The following is a 23,223-nucleotide window of genomic DNA, read 5'->3' as shown; positions in this document are numbered from 1 at the left end:
AACGTCACGACGACGGCCGGCACCGCGAGCAGCGCTGTCATGCCAAGGGACTCGGCAAGTGCACCGCTCGTCAGGGCGCCGACGATGACGCCGATCTCGAGCCCCGCGACGAGCAGGCCGGCCGCCCCGCGCACCCGCGACTCGGAGCCACCGGTGCGCCGGTGGATGATCGCGACCTCCTCGGCAGCCACACGACGTAGAAGCCCTGCAGGGCCCAGGCCACGAGGAAGAGCCCGAAGCTCGGCGCGAAGGCCACGCCCCAGGACGCGAGCGCCGTCACGACGGTCGACAGGAGCAGCACCTTGCGGTGCCCGATGAGGTCGCCGAGCCGGGCCAGGAGGGGCACGACTAGGGCCGACACGATGAGCTGGGCCGCCTCGAACCAGTTGACGTCGGCGTCCTTGATCGACAGGTGCCGGGCGATGTCGGTGAAGATCGGTGTGTAGTAGCCCTGCAGCACGCCACTGGCGAGCTCGACGCAGATGAGGAACCCGACGACCTTGGTGATCGGGCTACGTGCCAGGGCGCGGGCGGCGTCGCTGACGGCCGTGCTGTCGGACATTCGAATCCTTCTCTGTCTCAGAGTTTTCCGGCTACAGCGACTCGATGAGTCGCCGATACCACTGCACCCCGTCGAGCAGCGCCTCGACCCCGATGCGCTCGTCGACGCCGTGGATGGAGGCGCGCTGCGCCGTCGACATGCGGAAGGGCGTGAAGCGGTAGACCCGCGGCCACACCCGGTGGAAGTGCCGCGAGTCGGTCGCGGCGAGCATGACGTAGGGCACCGGAACCGTGCCGGGGAAGACCTCCGCGAGCGTCGACTCGAGCAGGCGGTATGCCGCGTCGTCCGTCGGCGACACCGGGCTCGGCTCGTCGCCGCTGACGAGGGTCACCTCGACGTGGGGGTCGCCCACCGTCTTGCGAATCCGCTCGATGGCGCCGTCCACGGTCTCGCCGACCATGACCCGCATGTTGACGTGGGCGCGCGCCGTGGCCGCGATGACGTTGGCGCCGGGCGAGCCGGAGAGCTGGGTCACCGCGACGGTGGTGCGGGTCAGCGCCGCCGTCTCGTGGCCCAGCCGGGCGAGAACCTGGGCAAGCACCGGGCGCAGCACCCGGGCGTGGGAGAAGACCGCGCCGAACGGCATACGGGCGTGGGGGCCGACGTGCTCCATCATCTCGACGGTCGCGTCGGGCAGGTGGGCCGGGAAGGGCCGCTTCTCGAGGCGCGTGATGGCCCGGGCGAGCCGGGCCGTCGCCCCGCCCCGACGCGGAGCCGAGGCATGGCCGCCGTCGCCACGAGCGGTGAGCTCGATGTCGACCGTGCCCTTCTCGGAGACCCCGACGACGGCGATCTCGGCGTCGACCCCGGGCAGCACCCCCTCGACGATGGCACCCCCCTCGTCGACGACGAACCACGGCTCGACGCCCCGGTCGCGCAGGATCGCGACCGCGTCCTTGGCTGCCCGACCCGAGACCTCCTCGTTGCAGCCGAAGGAGAGCCAGACGTCGCGTGCCGGCACGACCCTCTCGCCGATGAGGTCCTCGACCGCCTGGCAGGTGGCGACGAGTGAGCCCTTGCAGTCGAGCGCCCCACGGCCCCAGATGAATCCGTCGACGACCTCGGCGGCAAACGGTGGGTGGGTCCACGCGGACGGGTCGTCGACCGGCACGACGTCGAGGTGGGCCATGAGCACGACCGGCGCCTCACGCGTGCGTCCGGCCCACCGCACGAGCAGGGCGTCGCCACTGATCCGCTCCACCTCGCACACCTCGTGCAGCCGGGGGAAGCGACCCCGGAGCTCGTCGAGCAGAGCGGCGAAGGCCGCCCGGTCCTCCTTGTCGCCGTCCCAGTCCGAGACCGTCGGGATGCGGATCAGCGCCTGCAGCGCCTCGACCGCCGGCTCCCCGTTGCTGCGTCGCATGCCCGGAGCGTATGCGGTCGCACCGCCCTCCGACACGGGGTGGGGCCTTTCGTCCCGATGTGGTAGCCGGCTCCACTACGGTGACCCCGGACTGACAGGGGACACACAATGGAACTGCACGGCGAGACACGCGACGGGCTGCGTGTGCTGAGCATCGACTCACGGCGGTCGACCATGCGGGCGACGCTCTTCTTCCGCGTCGGCCAGGCCGACGAGACCCTCGCGACCTCGGGCTGGACGCACCTCATCGAGCACTCGGCGCTGCACGGCTGGAAGGACCCCAGGCTGGCGTTCAACGCCTCCGTCGGCCTCTACGCGACGAGGTTCGACCTCGACGGAGAGCCCGATGCCGTCGTCGACCACCTGCGTCGGCTCGGCACCTGGCTCGCCGAGCCGGACCTCTCGCGGGTCGAGCACGAGTCCAAGGTCCTACGCGCCGAGTCGGAGCAGCGCCCGGTCGGCAACATCTCCCTCAACCTCGAGTGGCGATACGGCGCCCAGGGTCCTGGACTGCCCGCATACCGGGAGCTGGGGCTCACGCGCAGCACGCCCGACGGCCTGCGAGCCTGGTGCCGCGAGCGGTTCACCGCCGACAATGCCGTGCTCGCCTGTGACGCGCGGCTCCCCGACAGCGTGCTCCTCGGGCTTGCGCGAGGTGACAGGCATCCTGCGGTCCTCCCACCGACCGCCGCAGCGCACCTGCCCGGCGTGCATCGGGTGGCCTCCGGGGTGACCGGCTCTGCCGTCGTCAGTCGCTCCTTCGCTGCGAGCCTGGCCCCGGAGGTGCTCTCGCGCACCCTGACCGAGACGCTGCGCGATGAGGAAGGCACCGCCTACGCACCCTGGGCCGACCTCGAGAGGGTCGACGGCGACACGGCGCTGCTGCTGTTCGGCACGGACGTCAGCTCCGCCGGCCGGTCGAGGGCGGGAGCGACCCTGGCCCGCGTCCTGCGCCGACTCGAGCTCTATGGCCCTGAGCAGGCCATGCTCGACGAGATGGCGGTATCCCGGTCGCGCTTCTTCCGGGACGAGCAGAACGCACCGTCCCAGGCCTGGGCCGCGGCGTTCTCGGTGCTGACCTGCTCCGAGGTCTACACCCTCGAGCAGAGTGAGGCGCTCTCGGCCGCGGTGACCCCGGACGACCTCAGTGAGGTGTTCCGCGAGGTCCGGCGCACCGCCATCCTCGGACTGCCGGAAGAGTGCTCAGTGCCCAACGGCTACCACGAGCTGACCTCTCCTCCACGGGAGCTGCTCGATGCGACCTCCGTCCACAAGCACGTGGACGGGCTCACCAGCATGCGGGTCGGCGACCACGGCATCCAGGCGGTGGCGCCGTCGGGCTCGGTCACCGTTCCCTTCGACGACGTCGCGGGACTCGTGGCCTATCCCGACGGCGGCCGGCGGCTGATCTCGCGCGACGGCTGGAGCCTGACGGTGGAGCCAGCCCTGCTCCAGCGCGGCAATGTCCTGACCGCAGCGCTGGAGGCCCGTGTGCCTCCGGAGCTGGTGCTGCCACACCCGCCCCGACAGCCCGAAGACATCCCGGTCCGGCCCTCACTCGCCTGGCGGGTCCGGCGCAGGGCACGCGTGAGGTTCGGCAAGCTTGCGCGGGTCCTGCCCGAGACGACCTCGGGCTGGATCTTCTTCGGTGTCTCGTGGTTCCTCGTCATCAATGCCCTGAAGGCCGTCGTCAAGGCTCTGACCGGTCCGTGAGGATTGGCGCCGACGCGCCGCGGCTGCGGCATCGCGGGGCCTGGACAGCCGAGGGGGAATGCCGCCGCTGCCCACCGCCGTTCCCACGACATGGCTGACTACGGGCACGAGCTGCAGTTCGGGGTGTTCGCGAGTCCGGAGGTGGCCCGCGTGCACGACACGCTCGAGCTGGCCCAGCTCGCCGACGTGCTGGGTCTCGACCTCTTCACGGTGCAGGACCACCCCTACAACGCGACGCACCTCGACGCCTCCACCCTGCTGACGGCAGTCGCCGCGCGCACGTCGACGATCCGCGTCGCGCACAACGTCGCGAACCTGCCGCTGCGGCCGCCGGTCGGCCTCGCGAAGGAGATCGCCACCCTCGACATCGTCAGTGGCGGTAGGGCCGAGCTCGGCCTCGGCACCGGCGCCTTCTGGGATGCGATCGTCGCGGCGGGCGGGGAGCGGCGCAGCCCCAAGGAGGCGGTCGACGCCCTCGTCGAGGCGATCGGCGTCATCCGCGGCACGTGGGGCCAGGACCCGGACCGCCGGGGCGAGCGCTCCGTCACGCGCCGGGGCGAGCACTACACGGTGTCCGGCCTGCACGCCGGACCCATGCCCCTGCACGACGTCGAGATCTGGCTCGGCGCCTACAAGCCGCGCATGCTCCGGGTCACCGGCCGGCTCGCGGACGGCTGGCTGCCGAGCATGGGCTATGCCGACCCGGCCGCCCTCGCCGAGTTGAACCGGGTGATCGACGACGCCGCGGTCGAGGCGGGGCGCGGACCCCAGGCGATCCGGCGGATGTACAACGTCTTCGGCCGCTTCGGCTCGGGCGGCGGCTTCCTGCAGGGCACGGCGGACGACTGGGCCGAGCAGCTCGCCGGGCTGACGCTCGAGCAGGGCATGAGCACCTACGTGCTCGGCAGTGACGACCCCGACACGGTGCGGCGCTTCGCCGACGAGGTCGCCCCGGCCGTGCGCGAGCTCGTGCAGGTCGAGCGCTCGCGGCGGGCCTCCGGCTCACCCGTCGACGCGGGCGAGACCGACGGCCACCCGGTCGGCGTGGATCCCGACGCGGCCCTCCGGTCTCCCGTGGTCCGCGCGGGCAGCCCCGAGGGCGCGCCCCTGGCCGTCCGCCCGACGCCCGACGACGGGCGTCGCCTCAGCCCGTCGCTCCCCTGGCGCGAGGAGGACCGGCCGGTGACGACGAAGCCCGACGACGCGGCATACACCCCGGCACAGCAGGCGGTGCCGCAGCACCTCGTCGACGTGCACGACCACCTGCGCAGCGAGCTGGCGCAGGTGCGCGACGTCGTCGACCAGGTGCGGCGGGGCCTGCTGTCCGTCGGCCAGGCCCGCTCGGTCATCAACACGATGACGATGCGCCAGAACAGCTGGACCCTCGGCGCTTACTGCGAGTCCTACTGCCGCATCGTCACCGGCCACCACACGCTCGAGGACCGCAGCATCTTCCCGCACCTGCGCCGCCGCCAGCCGAGCCTCACGCACGTCATCGACCGCCTCGAGCAGGAGCACCACGTCATCGCCGACGTGCTCGAGCAGGTCGACGAGGCGCTCGTCGCCATGGTCGGGTCCGACGGCTACGGCACCGCCGGCCGCGAGGCCCTCGATGAGCTTCAGCGGACAGTCGACCTGCTCACCGACACGCTCCTGTCGCACCTCGCCTACGAGGAGCGCGAGCTCGTTCACCCCCTGGCGCAGCACGGCTTCGGCTGACCGGCCGCGGGTCAGCCCACGACCTGACGGAGCCCGCCCCCAGCGGTATGCCGTGGGGCGGGCTCCGTCACGCAACGTCGGCTCAGGCGCTGGCCGCGGCCGCTCCGTGCTCGAGCGACTCGACGACCGCACCGCAGAACTGCGGCAGGTCGTCGGGGTTGCGGCTCGTGATGAGGTTGCCGTCGGTCACGAGGGCCTCGTCGACCCACTCGCCGCCGGCGTTGCGGATGTCGGTCTGCAGGCTCGGCCACGACGTCACCCGGCGGCCCCTCAGCACGTCGGCCTCGATGAGGGTCCACGGCGCGTGGCAGATCGCCGCGACGGGACGGCCCGACGCGACGAAGTCGCGGATGAAGCCGACCGCCGAGTCGTCCATACGGAGCGCATCGGGGTTGGCGACGCCGCCGGGCAGCACGAGCGCGTCGTAGTCCTGGGCCGTCGCGCTGCCGACCGTCACGTCGACGTCCTTGGTGTCACCCTTGTCGAGGTGGTTGAACATCTGGACCGTGCCGGACTCGGTGCTGACGAGGACGGCCTCGTGGCCGGCGTCGGTCACGGCCTTCCACGGCTCGGTGAGCTCGACCTGCTCGATGCCCTCGGGGGCGACGAGGAATGCGACCTTCTTGGACACGGTGCCTCCTGGTGTGGCGGTGGTGCGCAGCGCCGAGGCGCTGCCGGATGGATCTGCGGTGGCGCTGGTCGCACCTCCACCCTCCGCCCGTACCCACCTCGCCGGCCGGCGCACCAGCGCACCACGACGCTCGTGGAGCGGCAGCCTTTCGGTGCGCACCTGTCGGTCGGGGGTGCCGGCGCCTAGCATCGAGGTCATGGCCTCTGCTCCGGTCGTGCCGCTCGTGCCAGGAGTCTGGCGCATCCCGCTCGTGCGCGACTTCGTCAACGGGTTCATCCTGCGTGACGACGACGGCCAGGTGACTCTCGTCGACATGGGCCTGAAGCCATCGGGTCCCAAGGTCATCGCGGCCCTCGCCGCCATCGGGTCCGCGCCGTCCGAGGTCACCCGTCTCGTGCTGACGCACGCCCACCCCGACCACGCCGGGGGTGCGGCGCACGTCGCCGCCGCGACGGGACGCGGCTTCGACATCCACGCGGACGACGCCGCATACGCCCGTGCGGGCATGTCGCCACCGCGAGACCGCAGCTTCCTCCTCGGTCGGATCTTCGACCGCCTGTCGCGCGGCCACGACTTCACGCCGGTGCCGGTCGAGCGCGAGCTCGCAGACGGCGAGCTGCTCCCAGTGGCCGGTGGCCTGCGGGTGGTCCACACGCCGGGGCACTCACCGGGGCACATCTCGCTGCTCCACGAGCAGACGCGCCTGCTCATCACCGGCGACGCGATCTTCAACGTTCGTCGCCTGCGCTGGCCGATCCGCGCCTTCTGCACCGACTTCGCCATGACGAAGCGCACGGCAGCCGTGCTCGGCGAGCTCGACTACGACCTCGCCGCCTTCACCCACGGGCCCGAGCTGCGCGACCACCCCCGGGAGGCGATCCGCGGCTTCCTCGCGCGGGAGCGGCTGGGCTGAGCGGTCGGGTGGCCACACCGGCCGGCGAGCACGCCCGCTGCCGTATGCCGTCCGGCCGGGTCAGGCGACCGTTTGCGGAGTGCGCCGGCGCGTGATGTCGGCGCAGTCGAGGCAGACCTCCTCGGGCACGAGGCCGAGCCGCATGAGCACCGCGAAGAGGCGGCAGCCGACGCAGAAGCCGAAGGCGGCCTCGAGGAGCGGGAAGAGCACCATGACCGCGCCGATGACGACGACGCCGGTGCTCGCGCCGGCCGACCCGGTGGCCAGGTGGACGAGCCAGAGCGCGGTCGCGGCGATCGTCATGACGGCCCCGATGGTCGCCGCGAAGCGCTTCGGCGGGCCTGCCGTCGGACGCTTCGCCGCGGGCACGGCGGGTCGGATCCACCGGTTCACGAGCTGGGCGATCGGGCTGGCCTTGGGTCCGAGCGCGGCCCGCAGGGTGAAGTCGACGGCGAGCACGGCATAGAGCCACCACTGCTGGGCGCCGAGGGCGACGACGCCGATGACGAGCACGACGGCGGCGATGAGACGGACCGTCACGTCGTCGACGACGGTGGGGAAGCGCGAGGAACTCATGGTGAGCATTATTGAACGCATAACCCTTCCTTATCCAATCGTGTTCGCCATCCGGATGCTCCTGCCGATGCCGCCGGCGTCTCACCACGGGCCTACGCTGTCGTGCATGGCCCTGCACATCGGAGCGCACGTCGACCAGGAGGACCCGATCGCGGAGGCGCAGGCGCGGGGCGCCACGCTGTCGCAGTTCTTCCTCGGCGACCCCCAGAGCTACAAGGGCCCTGTCGTGCGGTACGCCGCGGGCGCCGCCAGGCTGCGGGCTGACGCCGAGGCTGCGGGCATCGACCTCTACGTCCACGCGCCCTACCCGATCAACGTCGCCAGCCTCAACAACCGCATCCGCATCCCCGGGCGCAAGCTGCTGCAGCAGCACCTCACCGCGGCCGCCGAGATCGGCGCCAAGGGCGTCATCGTGCACGGCGGCCACCTCGGCGTCGACGAGGACGCCGCGAAGGGCTTCGACAACTGGCGCAAGTGCATCGACGGGCTCGACCTCGCGGTGCCGCTGCTCATCGAGAACACCGCCGGCGGTGACATCGCCATGGCGCGCCGGCTCGAGGCGATCGGCCGCCTGTGGGACGCCATCGGCACGGCGTCCGGCATCGAGAACGTCGGCTTCTGCCTCGACACGTGCCACGCCTTCGCGGGCGGGCTCGACCTCGGCACGGTCGTCGACGACATCCGGGCGATCACCGGTCGCATCGACCTCATCCACGCCAACGACTCCCGCGACGAGGCAGGCTCGGGCGCCGACCGCCACACGAACTTCGGCTCGGGCACGCTCGACGGTCCCGCCGTCGCCGCACTGGTGAGCGCGGCGGGCGCCCCGGTCGTCTGCGAGACCCCGGGCGGCGTCGAGGGCCAGAGCGCCGACATCGCCTGGCTGCGGTCACAGGTCGACTGAGTCTCGGCCCCACCACCTGCGCACCTTGCCGGATCCTGACCCGGCAGGCGACGGATCGGCCTACCGTGAAGGTGACCCACCGGTCGGGGGCACCCCGGTGGCCCCACCCGGAGGCTGCACATGCGCATCATCACCTCACTCGCCACCTCAGCCGTGTCGGCTGCGGCTCTCGCCCTCGCGCTCGCGGCGCCGTCCGGGGCGGTGGCTGCGGACCGGGCCGCCGCTAGCGGTGCCGGCACCGGCACCGGCACCGGGCAGCACGCTGCCGCAACGACGCTCGCCGAGCAGCGCCGGATCACCGCCTACTGGACACCGGCCCGGATGAAGAGCGCCATCCCCCGGGAGAACGTCTACGTCCCCCGAAAGGGCAAGCCCGGCCCGGGCGGCGGGAGCGCGACGGCCGTGCAGGTGCCCGCGAGCCCGCTGTTCGGCAAGGTCTTCTTCACGGAGAAGGGGCTCAACTACGTCTGCTCCGGCACGGTCACCGCGAGCTCGTCGAACTCGCTCGTGACGACGGCCGGCCACTGCGTCAACGAGGGCCCCGGCGCCTACGTGAGCAACTTCGCCTTCGTACCGAAGTACGAGAACGGCAGTAGGCCCTACGGCACGTTCACGGCGGCGACCCTGGTGACGACGGAGCAGTGGCGCACGAGCGGCGACTTCGACCACGACATCGGCTTCGCGACGATGAACCCCCTCAACGGCAAGACTCTCGTGGGCGCCGTGGGCTCTGCCTACCCCATCGCGTTCAACAAGGGCTACAACCTCACCTTCGACGCCTACGGCTACCCCGCGGCGACGCCCTACGACGGGCAGACGCTCTGGCGCTGCTCCGGCCCCACGACCAAGGACACGAGGGGCTCGACCGACAACCGGTTGCCGTGCAGCATGACCGGCGGCTCGTCGGGCGGAGGCTGGATCACGGGTGGCTATCTCAACTCGCTCAACTCGTTCGGCTACCGCGGCGAGAAGAACGTCATGTACGGCCCGTACTTCGGCACCGTGGAGCAGGCGCTCTACCAGACGGTCGACTGACACGCGGTTGATCGGCCGCGCGGAGTCACGCCGTGACTCGACCCGTGACTCGACCCGTCACTCGACCCGTCACTCGACCCGTCACTCAACCCGTCACTCAACCCGTCACTCAACCCGTGACTCGACCCGTCACTCAACGCAGAGTCGCCTCCGGTGGTGCGGGCAGGGCCGGAAGGGACTCGACAGCCGACATCCGGTCGGCGAGCAGCACGGCCACCCGCAGCTGCTCCTGCGTCGGGCGCGCGACACGGGTCGAGGCGACGACGCGGAAGTGGCCGAGCGGCATACCGCCACGGGTCACGGGGACGGCGGTGCAGGCCTCTGTCGGCAGGCCCGAGCGCGTGACCGCCACGCGGCTGCCGCCGACGCGCACCTCACCGTCGGCATCGACGACGGCGTCGAGCGCGGCGGGGTGCGCCCCGACCCACTCGCTCCGGTCGGCGCCGAGCGTGCGGGTGATGGCTGCCGCGATCGCCTCGGCCCGGGCCGCCTCGCTCGTGTCGGGGGGCAGGTCGAGCAGCTGCGTCAGGCCCTGGATGTAGCCGTCGCGGCGCTGGGCCGTGGACTCCTGCCGTCGTCCCCAGAGAGCGATCTCCGTGACCGCGAGGCCCACGACGACGAGCACGATCGCGAGCTCGAGGTCGTCGCTCTGGTGGATCGAGAGCGAGTAGTAGGGCTCGGTGAGGAAGAAGTCGAAGCTGCCCGCCGCCGTCAGGGCCGCGAGGACTCCGCAGAGGCGGTCACCCGTGGCCGCGGCAGCCACGACGGTGAGGACGAGCACCATCGCTGCCGTGCTCTGGTTCATGCTGCCGCGCAGCAGTGCCAACACGGCACCCACGGCCACCGGCAGCAGGGCCGCGCCCCAGCGCGACCACGCCCGGTGGTCAGCCAGCCAGCTCCTCGTCATGACTCCAGCAAACACCCGCCCGAGCGGCCGTGACGCACGATCGCCACCTCCCTGACGTGATCTTGACGGGAACGTTCTATCGCGGCCGGCTCCACACGGTTAGCGTCTCGCGCATGATCAGCACCTCGACCTTCACGACGTCGGACTTCGACGTGACCGACTACACCCCGAGCATCGCGACGGGACTCCCGAGCGGCCACCTGCGGATGAGCAAGACGTATGCCGGGGACGTGGCCGGTCGCAGCATCACCCAGTTCACGTCGGCCTTCGACCCGGAGCGCGGAGTCGGCACCTACGTCGCCCTGGAGTCGTTCGAGGGCACGGTCGACGGTCGGCACGGCGCGTTCAACTTCGTGCACGCCGCGTCGACCAGCGGCGCCGATCGCTTCAACGAGTACGGCGTCATCGTGCCCGAGAGCGGCACCGAGGAGCTCACGGGCATCACCGGCACCGTGCGGCTGCACATCGATGCTGACGGCACGCACCGCATGGACTTCGAGCACGACCTCCCACCGCGCGGCACCGACGCCTGACGTCGGTCCCTGACGCCGCCCCCGGCCTCAGTCGGTCGTGCGGCGGATGAACGCTCGCACGGCGAGCGGCGCCATGACGGCCGTGATGGCGACGGACCAGATGACCGTCGTGATCACCGGGTAGTGGAGTGGCAGTGCAGCATCCGGCAGCGCCGGCGGGCCGTTGCCCCACAGCTCTCGCATCGCCTGCACGAGCGCGCTGATCGGGTTCCACTCGGCGATGGTGCGCAGCCAGCTCGCCATGCCGACGGTCGGTGCGAACGTGTTGGCGAGGAAGGTCACCGGGAAGATCGTCGTGAACATCAGCCCGTTGACGGCCTCGGGTGAGCGCATCGACGAGCCGACGAGGATGCCCACCCAGATCATCGCGAAGCCGAAGAGGAGCAGCAGCCCGAAGGCGAGCAGCGCCTTGCCGACGCCGTTGTGGATGCGCCAGCCGATCGCCAGCCCCGTCAGCGACATGACGAAGATGCCGATGCTCGAGTGGATGATGCTGTAGATGCTGCGCCCGACGAGCACCGAGCCCCGTGAGATCGGGAGCGAGCGGAACCGGTCGATGATGCCCTTGCCGAGATCCATGTTGAGGCCGATCGCGACGATGAAGGCGGAGAACGCCATCGTCTGGGCCATGATCCCCGGCATCAGCCACTCGCGGTAGTTGAAGCCGGGGATGACGATCGAGCCGCCGAAGACGAAGGCGAAGAGGAGCACGAACATCACCGGCTGGATGGTGACGTCGGTGAGCATCTCGGGCTGGCGCTTGATGTGCTTCAGGCTGCGCCAGACCATCGTCGTGACCTGGCGGACGAAGCCCGGTGGCTGGAAGTCGTGAGGTGATGCCGGCGCCACGCGTGTGGCGTCCTGGACTGCTGCGTCGGTCATGACTGGCGCTCCTCGCTCGGCGTGCCGGGAGACGTGGTGGGAGACGGGCTGGACGCACCGTCACCGGCCGGCGGCTCGGCGCGGTGACCCGTGAGGCTGAGGAAGACGTCATCGAGACTGGGCCGCTGCAGGCCGAGGTCGTCGAGGACGATCTCGCTACGTTCGAAGACCGTCGCGACCCGCGTCATGTCGGACAGTCCGTCGGCCGGGGCGGTCAGCTGTCGCGCCGCGACGTCGACGTGCACCTCGGGGACGTGTGCGGCCAGGAGTGCCCGCGCGGCCTCGAGCTGGTCCGCGTGCGAGACCGTGAGCACGATCGCGGCCTTGCCCGACTGGTCCTTGAGCTCGAGCGGCGTGCCCTGGGCGATGATGCGGCCGTGGTCGATGACGACGATGCGGTCGGCCAGCTGATCGGCCTCCTCGAGGTACTGCGTCGTGAGGAGCAGGGTCGTCCCGTCGCGCACGAGTCCGCGCAGCACCTCCCACAGCTCGACGCGGCTGCGCGGGTCGAGGCCTGTGGTCGGCTCGTCGAGGAAGAGCACCGGCGGTGTCGCGATGAGGCTGACGGCGAGGTCGAGCCGCCGGCGCATGCCACCGCTGTAGTCCTTGATGACCTTGTCACCGGCGTCGGTGAGCGAGAAGCGCTCGAGGAGCTCGTCGGAGAGCCGGCGGATCGCAGCCTTGGGCAGCCCGTAGAGCGAGCCCATGAGGCGGAGGTTCTCGCGACCGGTCAGCAGCTCGTCGACGGTGGCGGCCTGACCGGTCAGGCCCATGCTGCGGCGCACAGCCTCCGGCTCGCGCACGACGTCGTGGCCCGCGACGCGGGCCGTGCCGCTGGTCGGCTCGCTGAGGGTCGTCATCATGCGGACGGTGGTGGTCTTGCCTGCCCCGTTGGGACCGAGCAGACCGAGAACCGTGCCCTGCGGCACGGAGAAGCTGACGTCGTCGACGGCGGTCATGTCGCCGAAGCGCTTGACGAGGTGCTCGGCCTCGATCGCCGGGCCGGAGGATCTGGCACGCCCCGAGGGCGCCGTGGAGGTGAGGGTCATGGTTGCTCCCGAGAAGTGAGGGGTCCCTGTCTCGGCGACGATAGGGACGACCTCTGACACTGTACGTCCGGTGTGCACGCCGTCAACATGATTGGTGCCAGCCCTCTCGCCGCCCAGCAGTCTCGAGCGCCGACCGAACGCTTACGCCGACGGCGTAGGCGGACGCGGCCCCACGGCATACCGCCCGTGCGACGCTGGGAGGGTCTCGACGATCGGAGAGCCATGAGCACGACTGCCCGTCACTCGCCCCGCGCCCCGCGGCGCCCACTGCTCCGAGAGGTCTACGGTCGCCTGCTCCGCGGGCTTCGCACCCGTCAGGGTCGCACGCTCGCGGAGGTGTCGGCCCGGGCCGGCGTCTCGCTTGCCTACCTCTCCGAGATCGAGCGCGGCCTCAAGGAGCCGTCGTCGGAGGTGCTCGAGGCGATCTGCATCGCCCTCGGGTCGAGCGTCACGTTGCTCGTCGGTGCGGCCCATCGCGACCTCCGCGGATTCGCTGCCCTACCCACCGAGTCGCTCGAGGAGGGCGACGAGGGAGTCGTGCTCGACCTCACGGCTGCGCGACCCGGCGACCCCGTCGACCACCAGTGGACCGGGCGCGACCTGGCGCCGGCCACGCACATCGACACCCCGGCTCCGCTGCTGGCCGCCTGAGGCGGACGAGCGACGACGGCGGGCCCCTCCCCCGCCGTCGTCGCTCGCGGCCCTCCCCGCTACGGCGTCAGCTGGCTCACGCGCGTCGACCAGTTGCCGATCGCCGTACGTACACCTGGACCGTGGCTCGCGCCCGCGCACGTGCCAAGCAGGTTGTCACCCGTGCCGCCCGTGAAGAAAGGGCCACCCCATGTGGTGTAGTTGCACGCGTTGGCCACGTACTCGCTCGCGATCCACACGGAGCTACCGTCGACGGCAGCCGCGCTGTAGTCGCCCCACCGGGTGCGAGGCGGATCGCCGACCTGGGCCTTGTAGCTCGTGAAGCCGTCGTCGGTCGCCGCCCCCTCCTTTGCGATGGAGATCGGGCCCGTCCCCACGAGAGCGTCGATCGAGGCGTAGCCGGCGCTCGGGAACGTCGTGTCGTCGGTGTAGCTGAAGGCCATGACGCCACGACCGCTCGGCGTGACCCCGATCGCCGGGTAGGTGAGGTCCGCCCCAGCCCGACCGAGGTAGCCCTGCAGCGCCATCTTCGCCGTGAGGGAGCCGGAGGCGACCGACGGCTTGACGATGAACCAGGCGATGCCGGCCCGCTGCGGGCCCGGAACGGAGTCGACCGTCGGGTTGACCGCCGTGTCGAGGGCGCCCCAGAGCTTGCCGTTGGCGTACATGACCTGCTGCATTCGGGTGTCGTTGGAGTCTGGCTTGGAGACCACCTCGTTGTGAGCTGGCTGGCCGCCGAAGAGCAACCGCCAGCATCCCGCGCCGGCGATCGTCGCCGTCGTCGTGTCGTTGATGCAGAAGCCCTGCGGCGTCGCCGTCGTGGGCGCCGAGCCGGCTCCCAGCTGCTGCGCCTTGGGCGGGATGGCGTACATCTCGGAGCCCAGCACCTTGGCGCTGAGGGAGACGGCTGGGGTGGACGTGTTGAGCGACGATGTGTTCGTCAGGGCCCAGACGACCACCTGGTTGGACTGATGGCTGCCGACGCTCCCGGACACCGGATGGGTCGCCTCGTCGGCGGCGTTTGAGCTGAGGAAGTACTCCGTGCCACCGGCTGCCGTCTCGAAGGAGCTCGTGCCCGGCGACTGCGCCGGCCAGACGGTGAAGCCGGGTTGGGTGGAGCCGGCCTCACTCGGCACGGGCACCATGCCAGAGGTGTCGAGGTGGACAGTCGTCACGCTGGAGGCACCCGCAGCGAGCTGCGCCTTGGACAGGGCATAGACCTGCGCCCCGGCGAAGCCGTTGGTCCCCCATGGATAGGCGTTCGTCGTGATGTAGACCCCGTTCGCGTCCGCGCCGATGTGTGGGTAGTCGCCGAGGTAGGGCCCGGGATTGGCGCCGCCGGTGTTCGTGCCGTCGTTCGTCACGTCGAGCCTGTAGATGTTCCACGACCCCGCCGGGTTGGCGCTCTGGCTGACGGCCATGTCGATGTGGTTCACGGTCGTGAACGATCCGTTCGGCCGTGTCTCCAGAGTCAGCACCCCGACGAAGAAGCGCTGCGTGGCAGCATCGAAGAGGCACACGGGGTCAGTGACGAACTGCGCTCGCACTCCGGTCGAGCGGTTGATCGCCGGGGCGTAGCCGAAGAACGAGTTGAGGTCGACCGCGTGGTCGACGTTCCTCGGGGAGCCCGAGACGATGTTGGTGGCCGTGTTGTCCGGCAGCACCGAGGCGCCCGACGTGTCATAGACGTTGAGCACGTCGTTGACGGCCTCGAGGACGTGGCCGTTGCCGACGCAGAGGGCTTGGTCGGGGGGCTCGACGGTGAACTGGTTGCCGCCACGAGCATACCGCTGCTGGTAGAGGTTGAGGCCGTCGAACCCTCCCTTGAGCGCAGGGTTTGACTTGGCCCGCGGGCCGCTCCTGACCGCAATGCTCTTGCTGCTGCCGTGGCCGCTCGACAGGCTGCGGTCCGTGATGATGCCGGCGTAGGGCGCCGTGGCAGCCTCGGCGTCCGTCTCCCCGGCGAACTCCACCTGGGTGACGTCACCGTCACCCGAGGGGGTGAACGCCCCGGTCGTCGCCGTCGAGGTGCCGACGAGCCGCGCGGAGGCACCCGGCTCGGCCTGCGCCTGGGTCACCGACATCCCCAGCGCCGCGGCGAGCGCGAGGACCGGCACGGAGATGGCACTGATGCGCCTGAGGCGCGACCTGCGTGAACTACCCATGGTCTCCCCTTCGAGGAGGTGGATCCCGTCCACGGGGCACAGCGGCCCGAGTCGCGTGACGACGGTGCGCCGAGGAGGGAGCGAGGACTGTTGTCGACTGGACGTCTGGGATGGCCCTCGGCGACGGGTCTCTCGGCCGTTCACAGGAAATCTTGCACCGGATACCCACCGCTGTCCTCGAAACGCGCCACCCCGGGGGCGGCACGGGGCCGTGTCAGCCCTGCGCCACCTGCGCCTCCGCGGCCCGCTCGATGACGTGGTCGACGATCCCGAAGCTGACGGCCTCGGCGGCGGTGAGCACCTTGTCGCGGTCGGTGTCGGCCCGCAGCTGGGCCACCGTGCGACCGGTGTGCCGGCTCAGCACCTCCTCCACCTGCGACCGCACCCGGAGCAGCTCGTCGGCCTGCAGGGCGAGGTCGCTCACGGTCCCCTGACCACCCGCCGACGGCTGGTGGAGCAGCACCCGTGAGTGCCTGAGCGCGAAGCGCCGCCCCGACTCGCCGGCGGCGAGCAGCACCGCCGCGGCCGACGCCGCCTGCCCGAGGCAGTAGGTCGCGACCGGTGTCGGCACGAACTGCATCGTGTCGTAGATCGCCATGAGCGCGGTGAAGGAGCCGCCGGGGCTGTTGACGTAGAGCGACACCTCACGGTCGGGCGCGACGTCGGCAAGGTGCAGCAGCTGGGCCATGACGACGTTCGCCACCCCGTCGTCGATCTCGGTGCCGACGAAGATGATCCGCTCCTGAAGGAGCCGGCTGTAGATGTCGAAGCTGCGCTCGCCCGCCGGGGTCTTCTCGATGACGTAGGGGATCGTGTAGCTGCTCATCGCAGGCCCACCTTCCGCTCGACGCCTGCCGGGCGCACATCAGCGAGCGAGGTGACGACGTGGTCGACGATGCCGTATGCCGCCGCCTCCGCCGCGCTGAACCAGCGGTCGCGCTCGCTGTCGCGGGTGATCTGCTCGACGGTCTGACCGGTGTGCTCGGACTGCAGCTCGTTGACGCGCTGCTTGACCGCCTTGAGGTTGGCGGCCTGCACCTCGACGTCGGCGGCCGTGCCCTGGATGCCTGCGGAGGGCTGGTGCATCATGATCCGTGCGTTGGGCAGCGCGAACCGCTTGCCGGGCGTGCCCGCCCCGAGCAGGAACTGGCCCATCGAGGCCGCGAATCCCACTGCGAGAGTGGACACGTCGTTGGGGATGACGCGCATCGTGTCGTAGATGGCAAGGCCGGCGGTCACCGAGCCGCCGGGGCTGTTGACGTAGAGGCTGATATCGGCCCGCGGGTCACGGGCCGAGAGCAGGAGGAGCTGGGCGGTGATCCGGTTGGCGATCGGGTCGTCCACCTCGGCCCCTAGGACGATGATCCGCTGGTGGAGCAGCTGCATCGACAGCTGGTCGTCGAGCGGGCCGTGCATGAGGGTCTCGGTCATGTGACCCAGCGTGGACGGCATACAGGATCGTTGGAATGACGCTCTGCCGCAGGCAGATTCGCCGACAGCGTATGCCGCCCGGCTGATATCGCGTGGCGCACGGGCCGCCGCTGGACCACCATGGCCCGCATGGCTGGAAAGAGATACCCCGACATGTGGGTCGACCCCGAGGACGACCCCCGACCCCAGGGCGCGGTGCTCGGCGACGAGCGCGAGACCCTGCTCGACTACCTCGGCAGCTATCGCCTCACCCTCGAGATGAAGTGCGCCGGGCTCACGGCGGAGCAGCTCGCCACCCGCTCGGTCCCGCCGTCGAACCTGTCGCTGCTCGGGCTCGTGCGGCACATGGCCGCGGTGGAGCGGAACTGGTTCCGGCGAACCATGGCAGGCGAGGACGTCCCGCGGCTGTACCGCCAGCCGGACGACCGTGACGCCGACTTCAACGGCGCCGTCGGCGAGGACGCCGTCGTCGAAGAGGCCTGGGCGCGTTGGCGCGAGGAGGTCGCGAACGCGAACGCCTTCGTGGACGCGGCCGAGTCCCTCGACCTCGTGAGCGTTGACCCGCACACGCGCATCAACCTGCGCGAGGTCCTGGTGCACATGATCGAGGAGTACGCCCGCCACTGCGGCCACGCAGACCTGCTCCGCGAGTGCATCGACGGCGCCACCGGCCAGTGAGCCGGTGACGCGAGCACCGCCGACGGTCACGACTCTGACCGGGATCGCCCTCATCCACACCGGCGGCGACGAGCAATGGCATGCTCTGACGCATGGAAGCCGACGTCGTCGTCGTGGGAGCCGGCCTCGCTGGGCTCGTCGCCACCGCTGAGCTCGCCGACCGCGGCAAGCGGGTCGTGCTCGTCGACCAGGAGGGTGAGCAGTCCATCGGTGGCCAGGCCTTCTGGAGCTTCGGCGGGCTCTTCCTCGTCGACAGCCCCGAGCAGCGCCGGATGGGCATCAAGGACGGGCTCGAGCTCGCGACGCAGGACTGGATGGGCTCGGCCCAGTTCGACCGCGACGAGGACTTCTGGCCCCGGCGCTGGGCCGAGGCCTACCTCAACTTCGCCGCGGGTGAGAAGCGCGCCTGGCTGCACCAGCAGGGCCACCGGCTCTTCCCGGTCGTCGGATGGGCCGAGCGGGGTGACGGTCGCGCCGAGGGGCACGGCAACTCCGTCCCCCGCTTCCACATCACCTGGGGCACCGGGCCCGGCATCGTCGAGCCCTTCGAGCGCCGCGTGCGGGCGGAGGTGGCCGCCGGCCGGGTGACCCTCGCCTTCCGCCACCGGGTCGACGCCCTCGTCGAGACGGGCGGCGTGGTCACGGGCGTGCGCGGCCGTGTGCTGGCGCCCGACGGGGCGGCCCGTGGCCGGCCCACCAACCGCGAGGAGGTGGGCGACTTCGAGATCACGGCGCAGGCCGTCGTCGTGACGAGTGGGGGCATCGGCGGCAACCACGACCTCGTCCGCCGGGCGTGGCCGGAGCGCCTCGGCAGCCCCCCTGCGCGCATGGTCGCCGGCGTGCCCGCCCACGTCGACGGTCGCATGATCGGCATCACGCAGGAGGCCGGTGGTCGGGTCATCAACCCTGACCGGATGTGGCACTACACCGAGGGCCTACGCAACTGGGACCCCGTGTGGGACAACCACGGCATCCGCATCCTGCCCGGTCCGTCGTCGCTGTGGCTCGACGCCCGCGGCCGGCGGTTCCCGCCGCCCTTCTTCCCCGGCTTCGACACGCTCGGCACCCTGGGGCACATCATGCGCAGCGGCCACGACTACTCGTGGTTCGTGCTGACGCAGCGCATCATCGAGAAGGAGTTCGCCCTCTCCGGCTCGGAGCAGAACCCCGACCTCACCGGCAAGGACGTGCGTCAGGTGCTCGGCAGGGCCCGCGCCGGAGCGCCGGGCCCCGTCGAGGCGTTCAAGCGGCACGGGTCCGACTTCGTCGTCGCCGATCGGCTCGAGGACCTCGTGCGGGGCATGAACGACCTGACGGGCGAGGGCCTCATCGACCTCGACGATCTGCGTCGCACGATCGTCGCCCGCGACAACGAGATCGACAACGACTTCACCAAGGACGCGCAGATCACGGCGATCCGTGGAGCGCGGAACTACCGCGGTGACAAGCTGATTCGCGTCGCCGGCCCGCACCGTCTGCTGGACCCCAAGGCCGGACCCCTCATCGCCGTCCGGCTGAACATCCTCACGCGCAAGACGCTGGGTGGCCTCGAGACCGACCTCGCCGGTCGCGTGCTGCGGGCCGACGGCCAGCCGCTCCCGGGCGTGTATGCCGCGGGCGAGGTCAGCGGCTTCGGTGGCGGCGGCATGCACGGCTACAACTCCCTCGAGGGCACCTTCCTCGGTGGCTGCCTCTTCAGCGGCCGCACCGCAGGACGGGCGGTCGCCGCCGCCCTCTGACGGCCACTCATGGCACTGGTTCGGTTGTCGACGGACTCAGCACAGAGGGCCACGGCGTCGTGCCCCCTGCGCCGCCTCCGGCGTGGCGCAGGGGCGCTCGGGCTGATCGGGACGGCGCCCGGTGCCCGCCCGATCAGCCCGTGAGCGAGCACCGGACGGGGACCTTCGCAGACTCCTGCTCGGCCCCCGCGGCGCTAAGCTCGGCCGCTCGCCGCGGCCCGACGACGACTCAGGGCGTCCACGCTGGCTGCGATGAGCAGGACCAGTCCGGTCACCATGAAAACCCGGCCCGAGGGCTGGTTGAGCAGCGACATGCCGTTGTCGATGACGGCCACCACGAGGCCGCCGATGACTGCGTTGACCGGCTTGCCCTTGCCGCCGAACAGGCTGCACCCACCGATGACGGCCGCGCCAACGGCGTACAGCAGGGTCGAGGAGCCACCCGTCGTCGGCGACACCGAGTTGTCCCGGCTGGCCAGGAGCACGCCGGCGACGGCCGCCAGTGTCGAACAGATGACGAAGCACGACAGCTTGACCGTCTGGACACCGATGCCGGCCCGTCGGGCCGCCTCGGTGTTACCGCCGACGGCGTACACGTGCCGGCCCCACGACAGCCGTCCCAGCGCGACGCTGGTGATGATCAGCAGCACGAGCAGGACGACGACCACGATCGGAACACCCTTGAGCGAGGTCACGATGATGTTCTTGCTGCGCTCCCCGCTCAGGTACCAGGTCGCGAGGCCGAGGAGGACGGCCAGCGCCCCGATCTTGAAGGCCCAGACCGGGAGGGCGTCACCGGTGAGCCCGGCCGCGCGGCGGGCGACCGACCGCCGGTAGGTCAACCCTCCGTAGACGATCATCCCGACGACGTACAGGGTCCAACCCAGCCAGACCGGGAGGTTGCTGTTCATGACCGCGAGGATCGTGTCGTCGCGGAACGGGATCGTGCCGCCCTCGCCGATCAGCACCAGCAGCAGGCCCTGGAGCCCAAGGAACGCGGCGAGCGTGACCACGAACGACGGAATGCCCAGGTATGCCACGAGCAGGCCGATGCAGGTGCCGATGACGACACCGGTCAGCAGGCACGCGCCGAGGGCCAACGGCCAGGGCCAGCCCTGGTTGGTCATGAATATGCCCATGACGGCCGCCGACGTTCCGGCCGCATAACCGGCCGACAGGTCGATCTCGCCGAGCAGCAGCACGAAGACCAGGCCCATGGCGATGACGATCACCGCGGCGCTCTGGTTGATCAGGTTGGCGATGTTGAACGCGGTCGGAAAGGTCGATGGGCGCAGCGCCGTGAAGACAAGGATCAGCACGATCAGGCCCGCGATGGCGGGCAGCGCGCCGACGTCGCCACCGCGCACCTTCTGTATGTAGGCGCGGGCTGCGTCGCCGATCGTCTCAGGCCCGGCGGTGCTGGCGAAGCCGGGCTGCGATTCTGCCGACTGGGGCTCGGTGACGGTGCTCATGCCGACACGCCCCCCGTCTTGCTCGCGCCTTCCTCGATCACGTCCGCCATCGGATGCTTCAGCCCCAGGTCGCCGGATCGCCCGGCCGTGATCAGTTCGACCACCTGGTTGTTGGTTACCGACTTGGCCTCTACTTGAGCGACCATCTGACCCAGGTAGAGCACGGCGATGTCATCCGCGACCTGGAAGACGTCGGTCAGGTTGTGACTGATGAGCACCACGCCCAGCCCGCGGTCGGCGAGCCGCCGGACCAAGAGGAGGACCTGCTCGGTCTGGGCCACACCGAGCGCCGCGGTCGGCTCGTCCAAGATCACGATCCGCGAATTCCACAGGACGGCGCGGGCGATCGCGACCGTCTGGCGCTGGCCACCGGAGAGGCTGGCCACGAGGGTGCGCACCGACTTCAGGGTGCGCACAGACAGGCCGGAGAGCGTCTCCTTGGCCTTGGCCTCCATCGTGTCCTCGTCCAGCAGAGCGCTCTTCTTCAGCTCGCGACCGAGGTACATGTTCTGCACCACATCCAGGTTGTCGCACAGCGCGAGGTCCTGGTAGACGACCTCGATGCCGAGCGCGTTGCTGTCCTTCGGGCTGTGCACCGTGACGGGCTTGCCCTCGAAGGTGTACTCGCCGGCGTCGAAGCTGTGGATGCCGGCAATGCCCTTGATCAGGGTGCTCTTGCCGGCCCCGTTGTCACCGACCAGTGCGGTGACCCGCCCTGGGCGGATGTCGATATCGACGCCACGCAACACATCCACTGCGCCGAAACTCTTGTTGACCCCCCGAAGTGAGAGCAGGGGCGCTGTGGGGTCCGCCACTGGGACGGACTCCGCTGCTGTGATCGTCGTCATCGAGGTCTCCACGTTGAGCCGGGTTGTCTGGCCAATCGGGTCTGCCAGCAGCCCGAACATACTCCTGGGTGTCTGGCCCGCGCGGCATGGCGCGCAAGAGCGTGCGACAGATGCTCGAGGGCCGGCCCGACGGCGCGAGCCGGCCCTCTTGCGTCTGTCAGGAAACGCCGTACTTCGTGCAGGCGGCCGCAAACTCAGCCGTGCAGATGTCCGAGGCCTTCTGGAAGCCGTCGGAGACAACCTTCTTGACGGTGTCCGCGTAGATCGCCTCTGGCGTGGCAAGGGCCGACGCGACATCCTTGCCCGTCACGGTGTCCTTGACCGTCGCCGTCGCCAGAGCAGCCGCCCCGGCCTTGTCACCGTTGGCGAGTGCGATCGCCAGCTTCGACGCCGCGTCGGCCTCGAGGGCGGTGTTCTTGTAGACCGTCATGCACTGGGTGCCGGCGAGAATACGCTGCAGACCCTCGACACTGGCGTCCTGTCCGGTGACGGGCACCTTGCCTGCGAGGCCGTTGCGCTTGAGGCTGGCGACGATGCCGCCGGCCATCGTGTCATTGGCCGAGACGACACCCTGGATCTTGTTGCCGAACTGGGTGTACAGACCGTCGAAGGCCTTTCCTGCCTTGGTGGCGTCCCAGAAGCCGGACACGTCCGACGACAGGATGGTGACCTTGCCGTCCTGCTTCAGCTGGGTGTCGTAGCCCGACTTGAACAGTGCAGCGTTGTTGTCGGTCGGGTCGCCGTTGATGTACACGACGCCCGCGCCCTGGGCCTTGTCGCCGAGGCACTTCTGGAGACCGGTGCCCATCAGCGCGCCGACCTTCACGTTGTCGAACGACACGTAGTACGACGCGCCGCCGCCGAGCGTGAGCCGGTCGTAGTCGATGCTCGGAATACCGGCCTTGGCAGCCTTCTTCAGGCAGGCGCCGCCGGACTCGGAGTCGAGGTTCACGATCATCAGCACCGAGACGCCTTCGTTGATCATGGCGTCGCAGAGCGTGCCGAACTTCGACTTGTCACCACCGGCGTTCTGGATGTCGGACTTCAGACCCGCGGCCGTGAACGCCTTCTCAAGGCTGGGCCGGTCGTTGGCTTCCCAGCGAGGCGAGGTTGTCGCGTCCGGCAGGATCACGCCGACCGTCTTGGCGCTCGCGCCTCCGGAAGCCGTGCTGCCAGCGGACCCGCCTCCGCCCGAGTCGCTGCTGCCGCAGGCAGCACTACCGAGCACCAAGGCGGCTGCCGCCATTACCGGCAGCACCCGCCGCTTTATGCCAGAACTCATCGTCGTCCCTTCCCAGTGGGTGGCCTTCGTGGGAGCGCGATCACGCGCCACGTTGTGCTGACTGACAATAGGACGACGCAATGGGAAGGGGGTGTGGTTCGCGCGGCAACCAGTAACGATCGCGTAACGCTCGCGTAACCCTCGCCAGTCCGACGCTCACGTGCATCGCG

22 protein-coding genes are annotated in these 23,223 nt (G+C 70.4%); 9 read left to right on the top strand and 13 right to left on the bottom strand.

Going from position 1 to position 23,223, the window contains the following annotated elements; all coding sequences use genetic code 11:
• Positions 1-70: 70 nt before the first annotated feature.
• Entirely contained in the window at positions 71-562 is a 492-nt protein-coding gene (locus FHX52_RS24350) for an MFS transporter (protein ID WP_246069953.1), read from the bottom strand.
• A gap of 31 nt (positions 563-593) precedes the next feature.
• Positions 594-1,925: a M20/M25/M40 family metallo-hydrolase gene (locus FHX52_RS12695; protein WP_141822554.1), complete on the bottom strand. Its 1,332-nt coding sequence runs from the start codon at positions 1,923-1,925 to the stop codon at positions 594-596.
• 108 nt (positions 1,926-2,033) lie between these two features.
• On the opposite strand from FHX52_RS12695, the gene FHX52_RS12690 reads away from it, so the two are divergent.
• Both FHX52_RS12690 and FHX52_RS12685 read left to right on the top strand, forming a co-directional pair.
• Complete coding sequence (locus tag FHX52_RS12690; RefSeq protein ID WP_141822552.1) at positions 2,034-3,638, top strand: peptidase M16 family protein; 1,605 nt, start codon at positions 2,034-2,036, stop codon at positions 3,636-3,638.
• A 90-nt stretch (positions 3,639-3,728) separates the two neighbouring features.
• Entirely contained in the window at positions 3,729-5,357 is a 1,629-nt protein-coding gene (locus FHX52_RS12685) for an LLM class flavin-dependent oxidoreductase (protein WP_141822550.1), read from the top strand.
• A gap of 82 nt (positions 5,358-5,439) precedes the next feature.
• Here the strand turns inward: FHX52_RS12685 and FHX52_RS12680 are convergent, their stop codons facing one another.
• Complete coding sequence (locus FHX52_RS12680) at positions 5,440-5,988, bottom strand: type 1 glutamine amidotransferase domain-containing protein (protein WP_141823673.1); 549 nt, start codon at positions 5,986-5,988, stop codon at positions 5,440-5,442.
• A gap of 196 nt (positions 5,989-6,184) precedes the next feature.
• Between FHX52_RS12680 and FHX52_RS12675 the strand changes: the two genes are divergently transcribed.
• The gene (locus FHX52_RS12675; protein WP_141822548.1) at positions 6,185-6,901 is read left to right on the top strand and encodes an MBL fold metallo-hydrolase; all 717 of its coding nucleotides are present in this window, start codon (positions 6,185-6,187) and stop codon (positions 6,899-6,901) included.
• A gap of 60 nt (positions 6,902-6,961) precedes the next feature.
• Here the strand turns inward: FHX52_RS12675 and FHX52_RS12670 are convergent, their stop codons facing one another.
• On the bottom strand, positions 6,962-7,477 hold the full coding sequence (locus tag FHX52_RS12670; RefSeq protein ID WP_141822546.1) for a DUF4395 domain-containing protein: 516 nt from the start codon (positions 7,475-7,477) through the stop codon (positions 6,962-6,964).
• Between the two features lie 106 nt (positions 7,478-7,583).
• On the opposite strand from FHX52_RS12670, the gene FHX52_RS12665 reads away from it, so the two are divergent.
• Entirely contained in the window at positions 7,584-8,381 is a 798-nt protein-coding gene (locus FHX52_RS12665) for a deoxyribonuclease IV (protein WP_141822544.1), read from the top strand.
• Between the two features lie 120 nt (positions 8,382-8,501).
• The gene (locus FHX52_RS12660) at positions 8,502-9,416 is read left to right on the top strand and encodes a trypsin-like serine peptidase (RefSeq protein ID WP_246069952.1); all 915 of its coding nucleotides are present in this window, start codon (positions 8,502-8,504) and stop codon (positions 9,414-9,416) included.
• A gap of 133 nt (positions 9,417-9,549) precedes the next feature.
• On the opposite strand, the gene FHX52_RS12650 is transcribed toward FHX52_RS12660, so the two are convergent.
• Positions 9,550-10,323 carry a DUF4118 domain-containing protein gene (locus FHX52_RS12650; RefSeq protein ID WP_141822542.1) on the bottom strand — a complete coding sequence of 258 codons (774 nt, stop codon included), beginning with the start codon at positions 10,321-10,323 and terminating at the stop codon, positions 9,550-9,552.
• Between the two features lie 113 nt (positions 10,324-10,436).
• Here FHX52_RS12650 and FHX52_RS12645 point away from each other — a divergent pair, with 113 nt between their 5' ends.
• Complete coding sequence (locus FHX52_RS12645; RefSeq protein WP_141822540.1) at positions 10,437-10,856, top strand: DUF3224 domain-containing protein; 420 nt, start codon at positions 10,437-10,439, stop codon at positions 10,854-10,856.
• Between the two features lie 27 nt (positions 10,857-10,883).
• On the opposite strand, the gene FHX52_RS12640 is transcribed toward FHX52_RS12645, so the two are convergent.
• Positions 10,884-11,738, bottom strand: a complete 855-nt coding sequence (locus FHX52_RS12640) for an ABC transporter permease (RefSeq protein WP_141822538.1) — start codon at positions 11,736-11,738, stop codon at positions 10,884-10,886.
• The gene (locus tag FHX52_RS12635; protein ID WP_141822536.1) at positions 11,735-12,787 is read right to left on the bottom strand and encodes an ATP-binding cassette domain-containing protein; all 1,053 of its coding nucleotides are present in this window, start codon (positions 12,785-12,787) and stop codon (positions 11,735-11,737) included. Before FHX52_RS12635 ends, FHX52_RS12640 begins: the two co-directional genes overlap by 4 nt.
• A gap of 222 nt (positions 12,788-13,009) precedes the next feature.
• Here FHX52_RS12635 and FHX52_RS24560 point away from each other — a divergent pair, with 222 nt between their 5' ends.
• Entirely contained in the window at positions 13,010-13,438 is a 429-nt protein-coding gene (locus tag FHX52_RS24560) for a helix-turn-helix domain-containing protein (RefSeq protein ID WP_141822534.1), read from the top strand.
• Positions 13,439-13,497: 59 nt separating this feature from the next.
• On the opposite strand, the gene FHX52_RS12625 is transcribed toward FHX52_RS24560, so the two are convergent.
• The 3 genes from FHX52_RS12625 to FHX52_RS12615 form a co-directional block, all read right to left on the bottom strand.
• Positions 13,498-15,603, bottom strand: coding sequence for a hypothetical protein (locus tag FHX52_RS12625; RefSeq protein ID WP_141822532.1), 2,106 nt, complete (start codon positions 15,601-15,603; stop codon positions 13,498-13,500).
• Positions 15,604-15,817: 214 nt separating this feature from the next.
• A complete protein-coding gene (locus FHX52_RS12620; protein WP_141822531.1) occupies positions 15,818-16,429 on the bottom strand; it encodes a ClpP family protease in 612 nt (203 codons plus the stop codon).
• On the bottom strand, positions 16,426-17,034 hold the full coding sequence (locus FHX52_RS12615; protein ID WP_141822529.1) for an ATP-dependent Clp protease proteolytic subunit: 609 nt from the start codon (positions 17,032-17,034) through the stop codon (positions 16,426-16,428). The genes FHX52_RS12620 and FHX52_RS12615 overlap by 4 nt, the downstream gene beginning before the upstream one ends.
• A gap of 129 nt (positions 17,035-17,163) precedes the next feature.
• Here FHX52_RS12615 and FHX52_RS12610 point away from each other — a divergent pair, with 129 nt between their 5' ends.
• On the top strand, positions 17,164-17,712 hold the full coding sequence (locus FHX52_RS12610; RefSeq protein ID WP_141822527.1) for a DinB family protein: 549 nt from the start codon (positions 17,164-17,166) through the stop codon (positions 17,710-17,712).
• Between the two features lie 92 nt (positions 17,713-17,804).
• On the top strand, positions 17,805-19,451 hold the full coding sequence (locus FHX52_RS12605; RefSeq protein WP_141822525.1) for an FAD-binding dehydrogenase: 1,647 nt from the start codon (positions 17,805-17,807) through the stop codon (positions 19,449-19,451).
• Positions 19,452-19,645: 194 nt separating this feature from the next.
• Here the strand turns inward: FHX52_RS12605 and FHX52_RS12600 are convergent, their stop codons facing one another.
• The 3 genes from FHX52_RS12600 to FHX52_RS12590 all read right to left on the bottom strand — a co-directional run bounded on the left by FHX52_RS12600 (position 19,646) and on the right by FHX52_RS12590 (position 23,053).
• On the bottom strand, positions 19,646-20,923 hold the full coding sequence (locus tag FHX52_RS12600) for a sugar ABC transporter permease (RefSeq protein WP_141822523.1): 1,278 nt from the start codon (positions 20,921-20,923) through the stop codon (positions 19,646-19,648).
• The gene (locus FHX52_RS12595; protein WP_141822521.1) at positions 20,920-21,771 is read right to left on the bottom strand and encodes an ATP-binding cassette domain-containing protein; all 852 of its coding nucleotides are present in this window, start codon (positions 21,769-21,771) and stop codon (positions 20,920-20,922) included. The genes FHX52_RS12600 and FHX52_RS12595 overlap by 4 nt, the downstream gene beginning before the upstream one ends.
• Positions 21,772-21,928: 157 nt before the next feature.
• On the bottom strand, positions 21,929-23,053 hold the full coding sequence (locus FHX52_RS12590) for a sugar ABC transporter substrate-binding protein (protein WP_141822519.1): 1,125 nt from the start codon (positions 23,051-23,053) through the stop codon (positions 21,929-21,931).
• Positions 23,054-23,223 lie beyond the last annotated feature (170 nt).

This window comes from Humibacillus xanthopallidus (genome assembly GCF_006717145.1).
Taxonomy (GTDB): Bacteria; Actinomycetota; Actinomycetes; order Actinomycetales; family Dermatophilaceae; genus Humibacillus; species Humibacillus xanthopallidus.
Note: the sequence above shows the minus strand (reverse complement) of the source record. Positions and strands in the feature narration are given on the sequence as shown.

Bases quoted from the DNA above. Each gene is read 5' to 3' on its own strand.
- FHX52_RS12690 (WP_141822552.1), top strand. From the start codon at position 2,034: ATGGAACTGCACGGCGAGACACGCGACGGGCTGCGTGTGCTGAGCATC.
- FHX52_RS12650 (WP_141822542.1), bottom strand. From the start codon at position 10,323: ATGACGAGGAGCTGGCTGGCTGACCACCGGGCGTGGTCGCGCTGGGGC.
- FHX52_RS12685 (WP_141822550.1), top strand. From the start codon at position 3,729: ATGGCTGACTACGGGCACGAGCTGCAGTTCGGGGTGTTCGCGAGTCCG.
- FHX52_RS12695 (WP_141822554.1), bottom strand. From the start codon at position 1,925: ATGCGACGCAGCAACGGGGAGCCGGCGGTCGAGGCGCTGCAGGCGCTG.
- FHX52_RS24350 (WP_246069953.1), bottom strand. From the start codon at position 562: ATGTCCGACAGCACGGCCGTCAGCGACGCCGCCCGCGCCCTGGCACGT.
- FHX52_RS24560 (WP_141822534.1), top strand. From the start codon at position 13,010: ATGAGCACGACTGCCCGTCACTCGCCCCGCGCCCCGCGGCGCCCACTG.
- FHX52_RS12590 (WP_141822519.1), bottom strand. From the start codon at position 23,053: ATGAGTTCTGGCATAAAGCGGCGGGTGCTGCCGGTAATGGCGGCAGCC.
- FHX52_RS12665 (WP_141822544.1), top strand. From the start codon at position 7,584: ATGGCCCTGCACATCGGAGCGCACGTCGACCAGGAGGACCCGATCGCG.
- FHX52_RS12645 (WP_141822540.1), top strand. From the start codon at position 10,437: ATGATCAGCACCTCGACCTTCACGACGTCGGACTTCGACGTGACCGAC.
- FHX52_RS12635 (WP_141822536.1), bottom strand. From the start codon at position 12,787: ATGACCCTCACCTCCACGGCGCCCTCGGGGCGTGCCAGATCCTCCGGC.
- FHX52_RS12660 (WP_246069952.1), top strand. From the start codon at position 8,502: ATGCGCATCATCACCTCACTCGCCACCTCAGCCGTGTCGGCTGCGGCT.
- FHX52_RS12600 (WP_141822523.1), bottom strand. From the start codon at position 20,923: ATGAGCACCGTCACCGAGCCCCAGTCGGCAGAATCGCAGCCCGGCTTC.
- FHX52_RS12625 (WP_141822532.1), bottom strand. From the start codon at position 15,603: ATGGGTAGTTCACGCAGGTCGCGCCTCAGGCGCATCAGTGCCATCTCC.
- FHX52_RS12605 (WP_141822525.1), top strand. From the start codon at position 17,805: ATGGAAGCCGACGTCGTCGTCGTGGGAGCCGGCCTCGCTGGGCTCGTC.
- FHX52_RS12640 (WP_141822538.1), bottom strand. From the start codon at position 11,738: ATGACCGACGCAGCAGTCCAGGACGCCACACGCGTGGCGCCGGCATCA.
- FHX52_RS12595 (WP_141822521.1), bottom strand. From the start codon at position 21,771: ATGACGACGATCACAGCAGCGGAGTCCGTCCCAGTGGCGGACCCCACA.
- FHX52_RS12620 (WP_141822531.1), bottom strand. From the start codon at position 16,429: ATGAGCAGCTACACGATCCCCTACGTCATCGAGAAGACCCCGGCGGGC.
- FHX52_RS12615 (WP_141822529.1), bottom strand. From the start codon at position 17,034: ATGACCGAGACCCTCATGCACGGCCCGCTCGACGACCAGCTGTCGATG.
- FHX52_RS12675 (WP_141822548.1), top strand. From the start codon at position 6,185: ATGGCCTCTGCTCCGGTCGTGCCGCTCGTGCCAGGAGTCTGGCGCATC.
- FHX52_RS12670 (WP_141822546.1), bottom strand. From the start codon at position 7,477: ATGAGTTCCTCGCGCTTCCCCACCGTCGTCGACGACGTGACGGTCCGT.
- FHX52_RS12610 (WP_141822527.1), top strand. From the start codon at position 17,164: ATGGCTGGAAAGAGATACCCCGACATGTGGGTCGACCCCGAGGACGAC.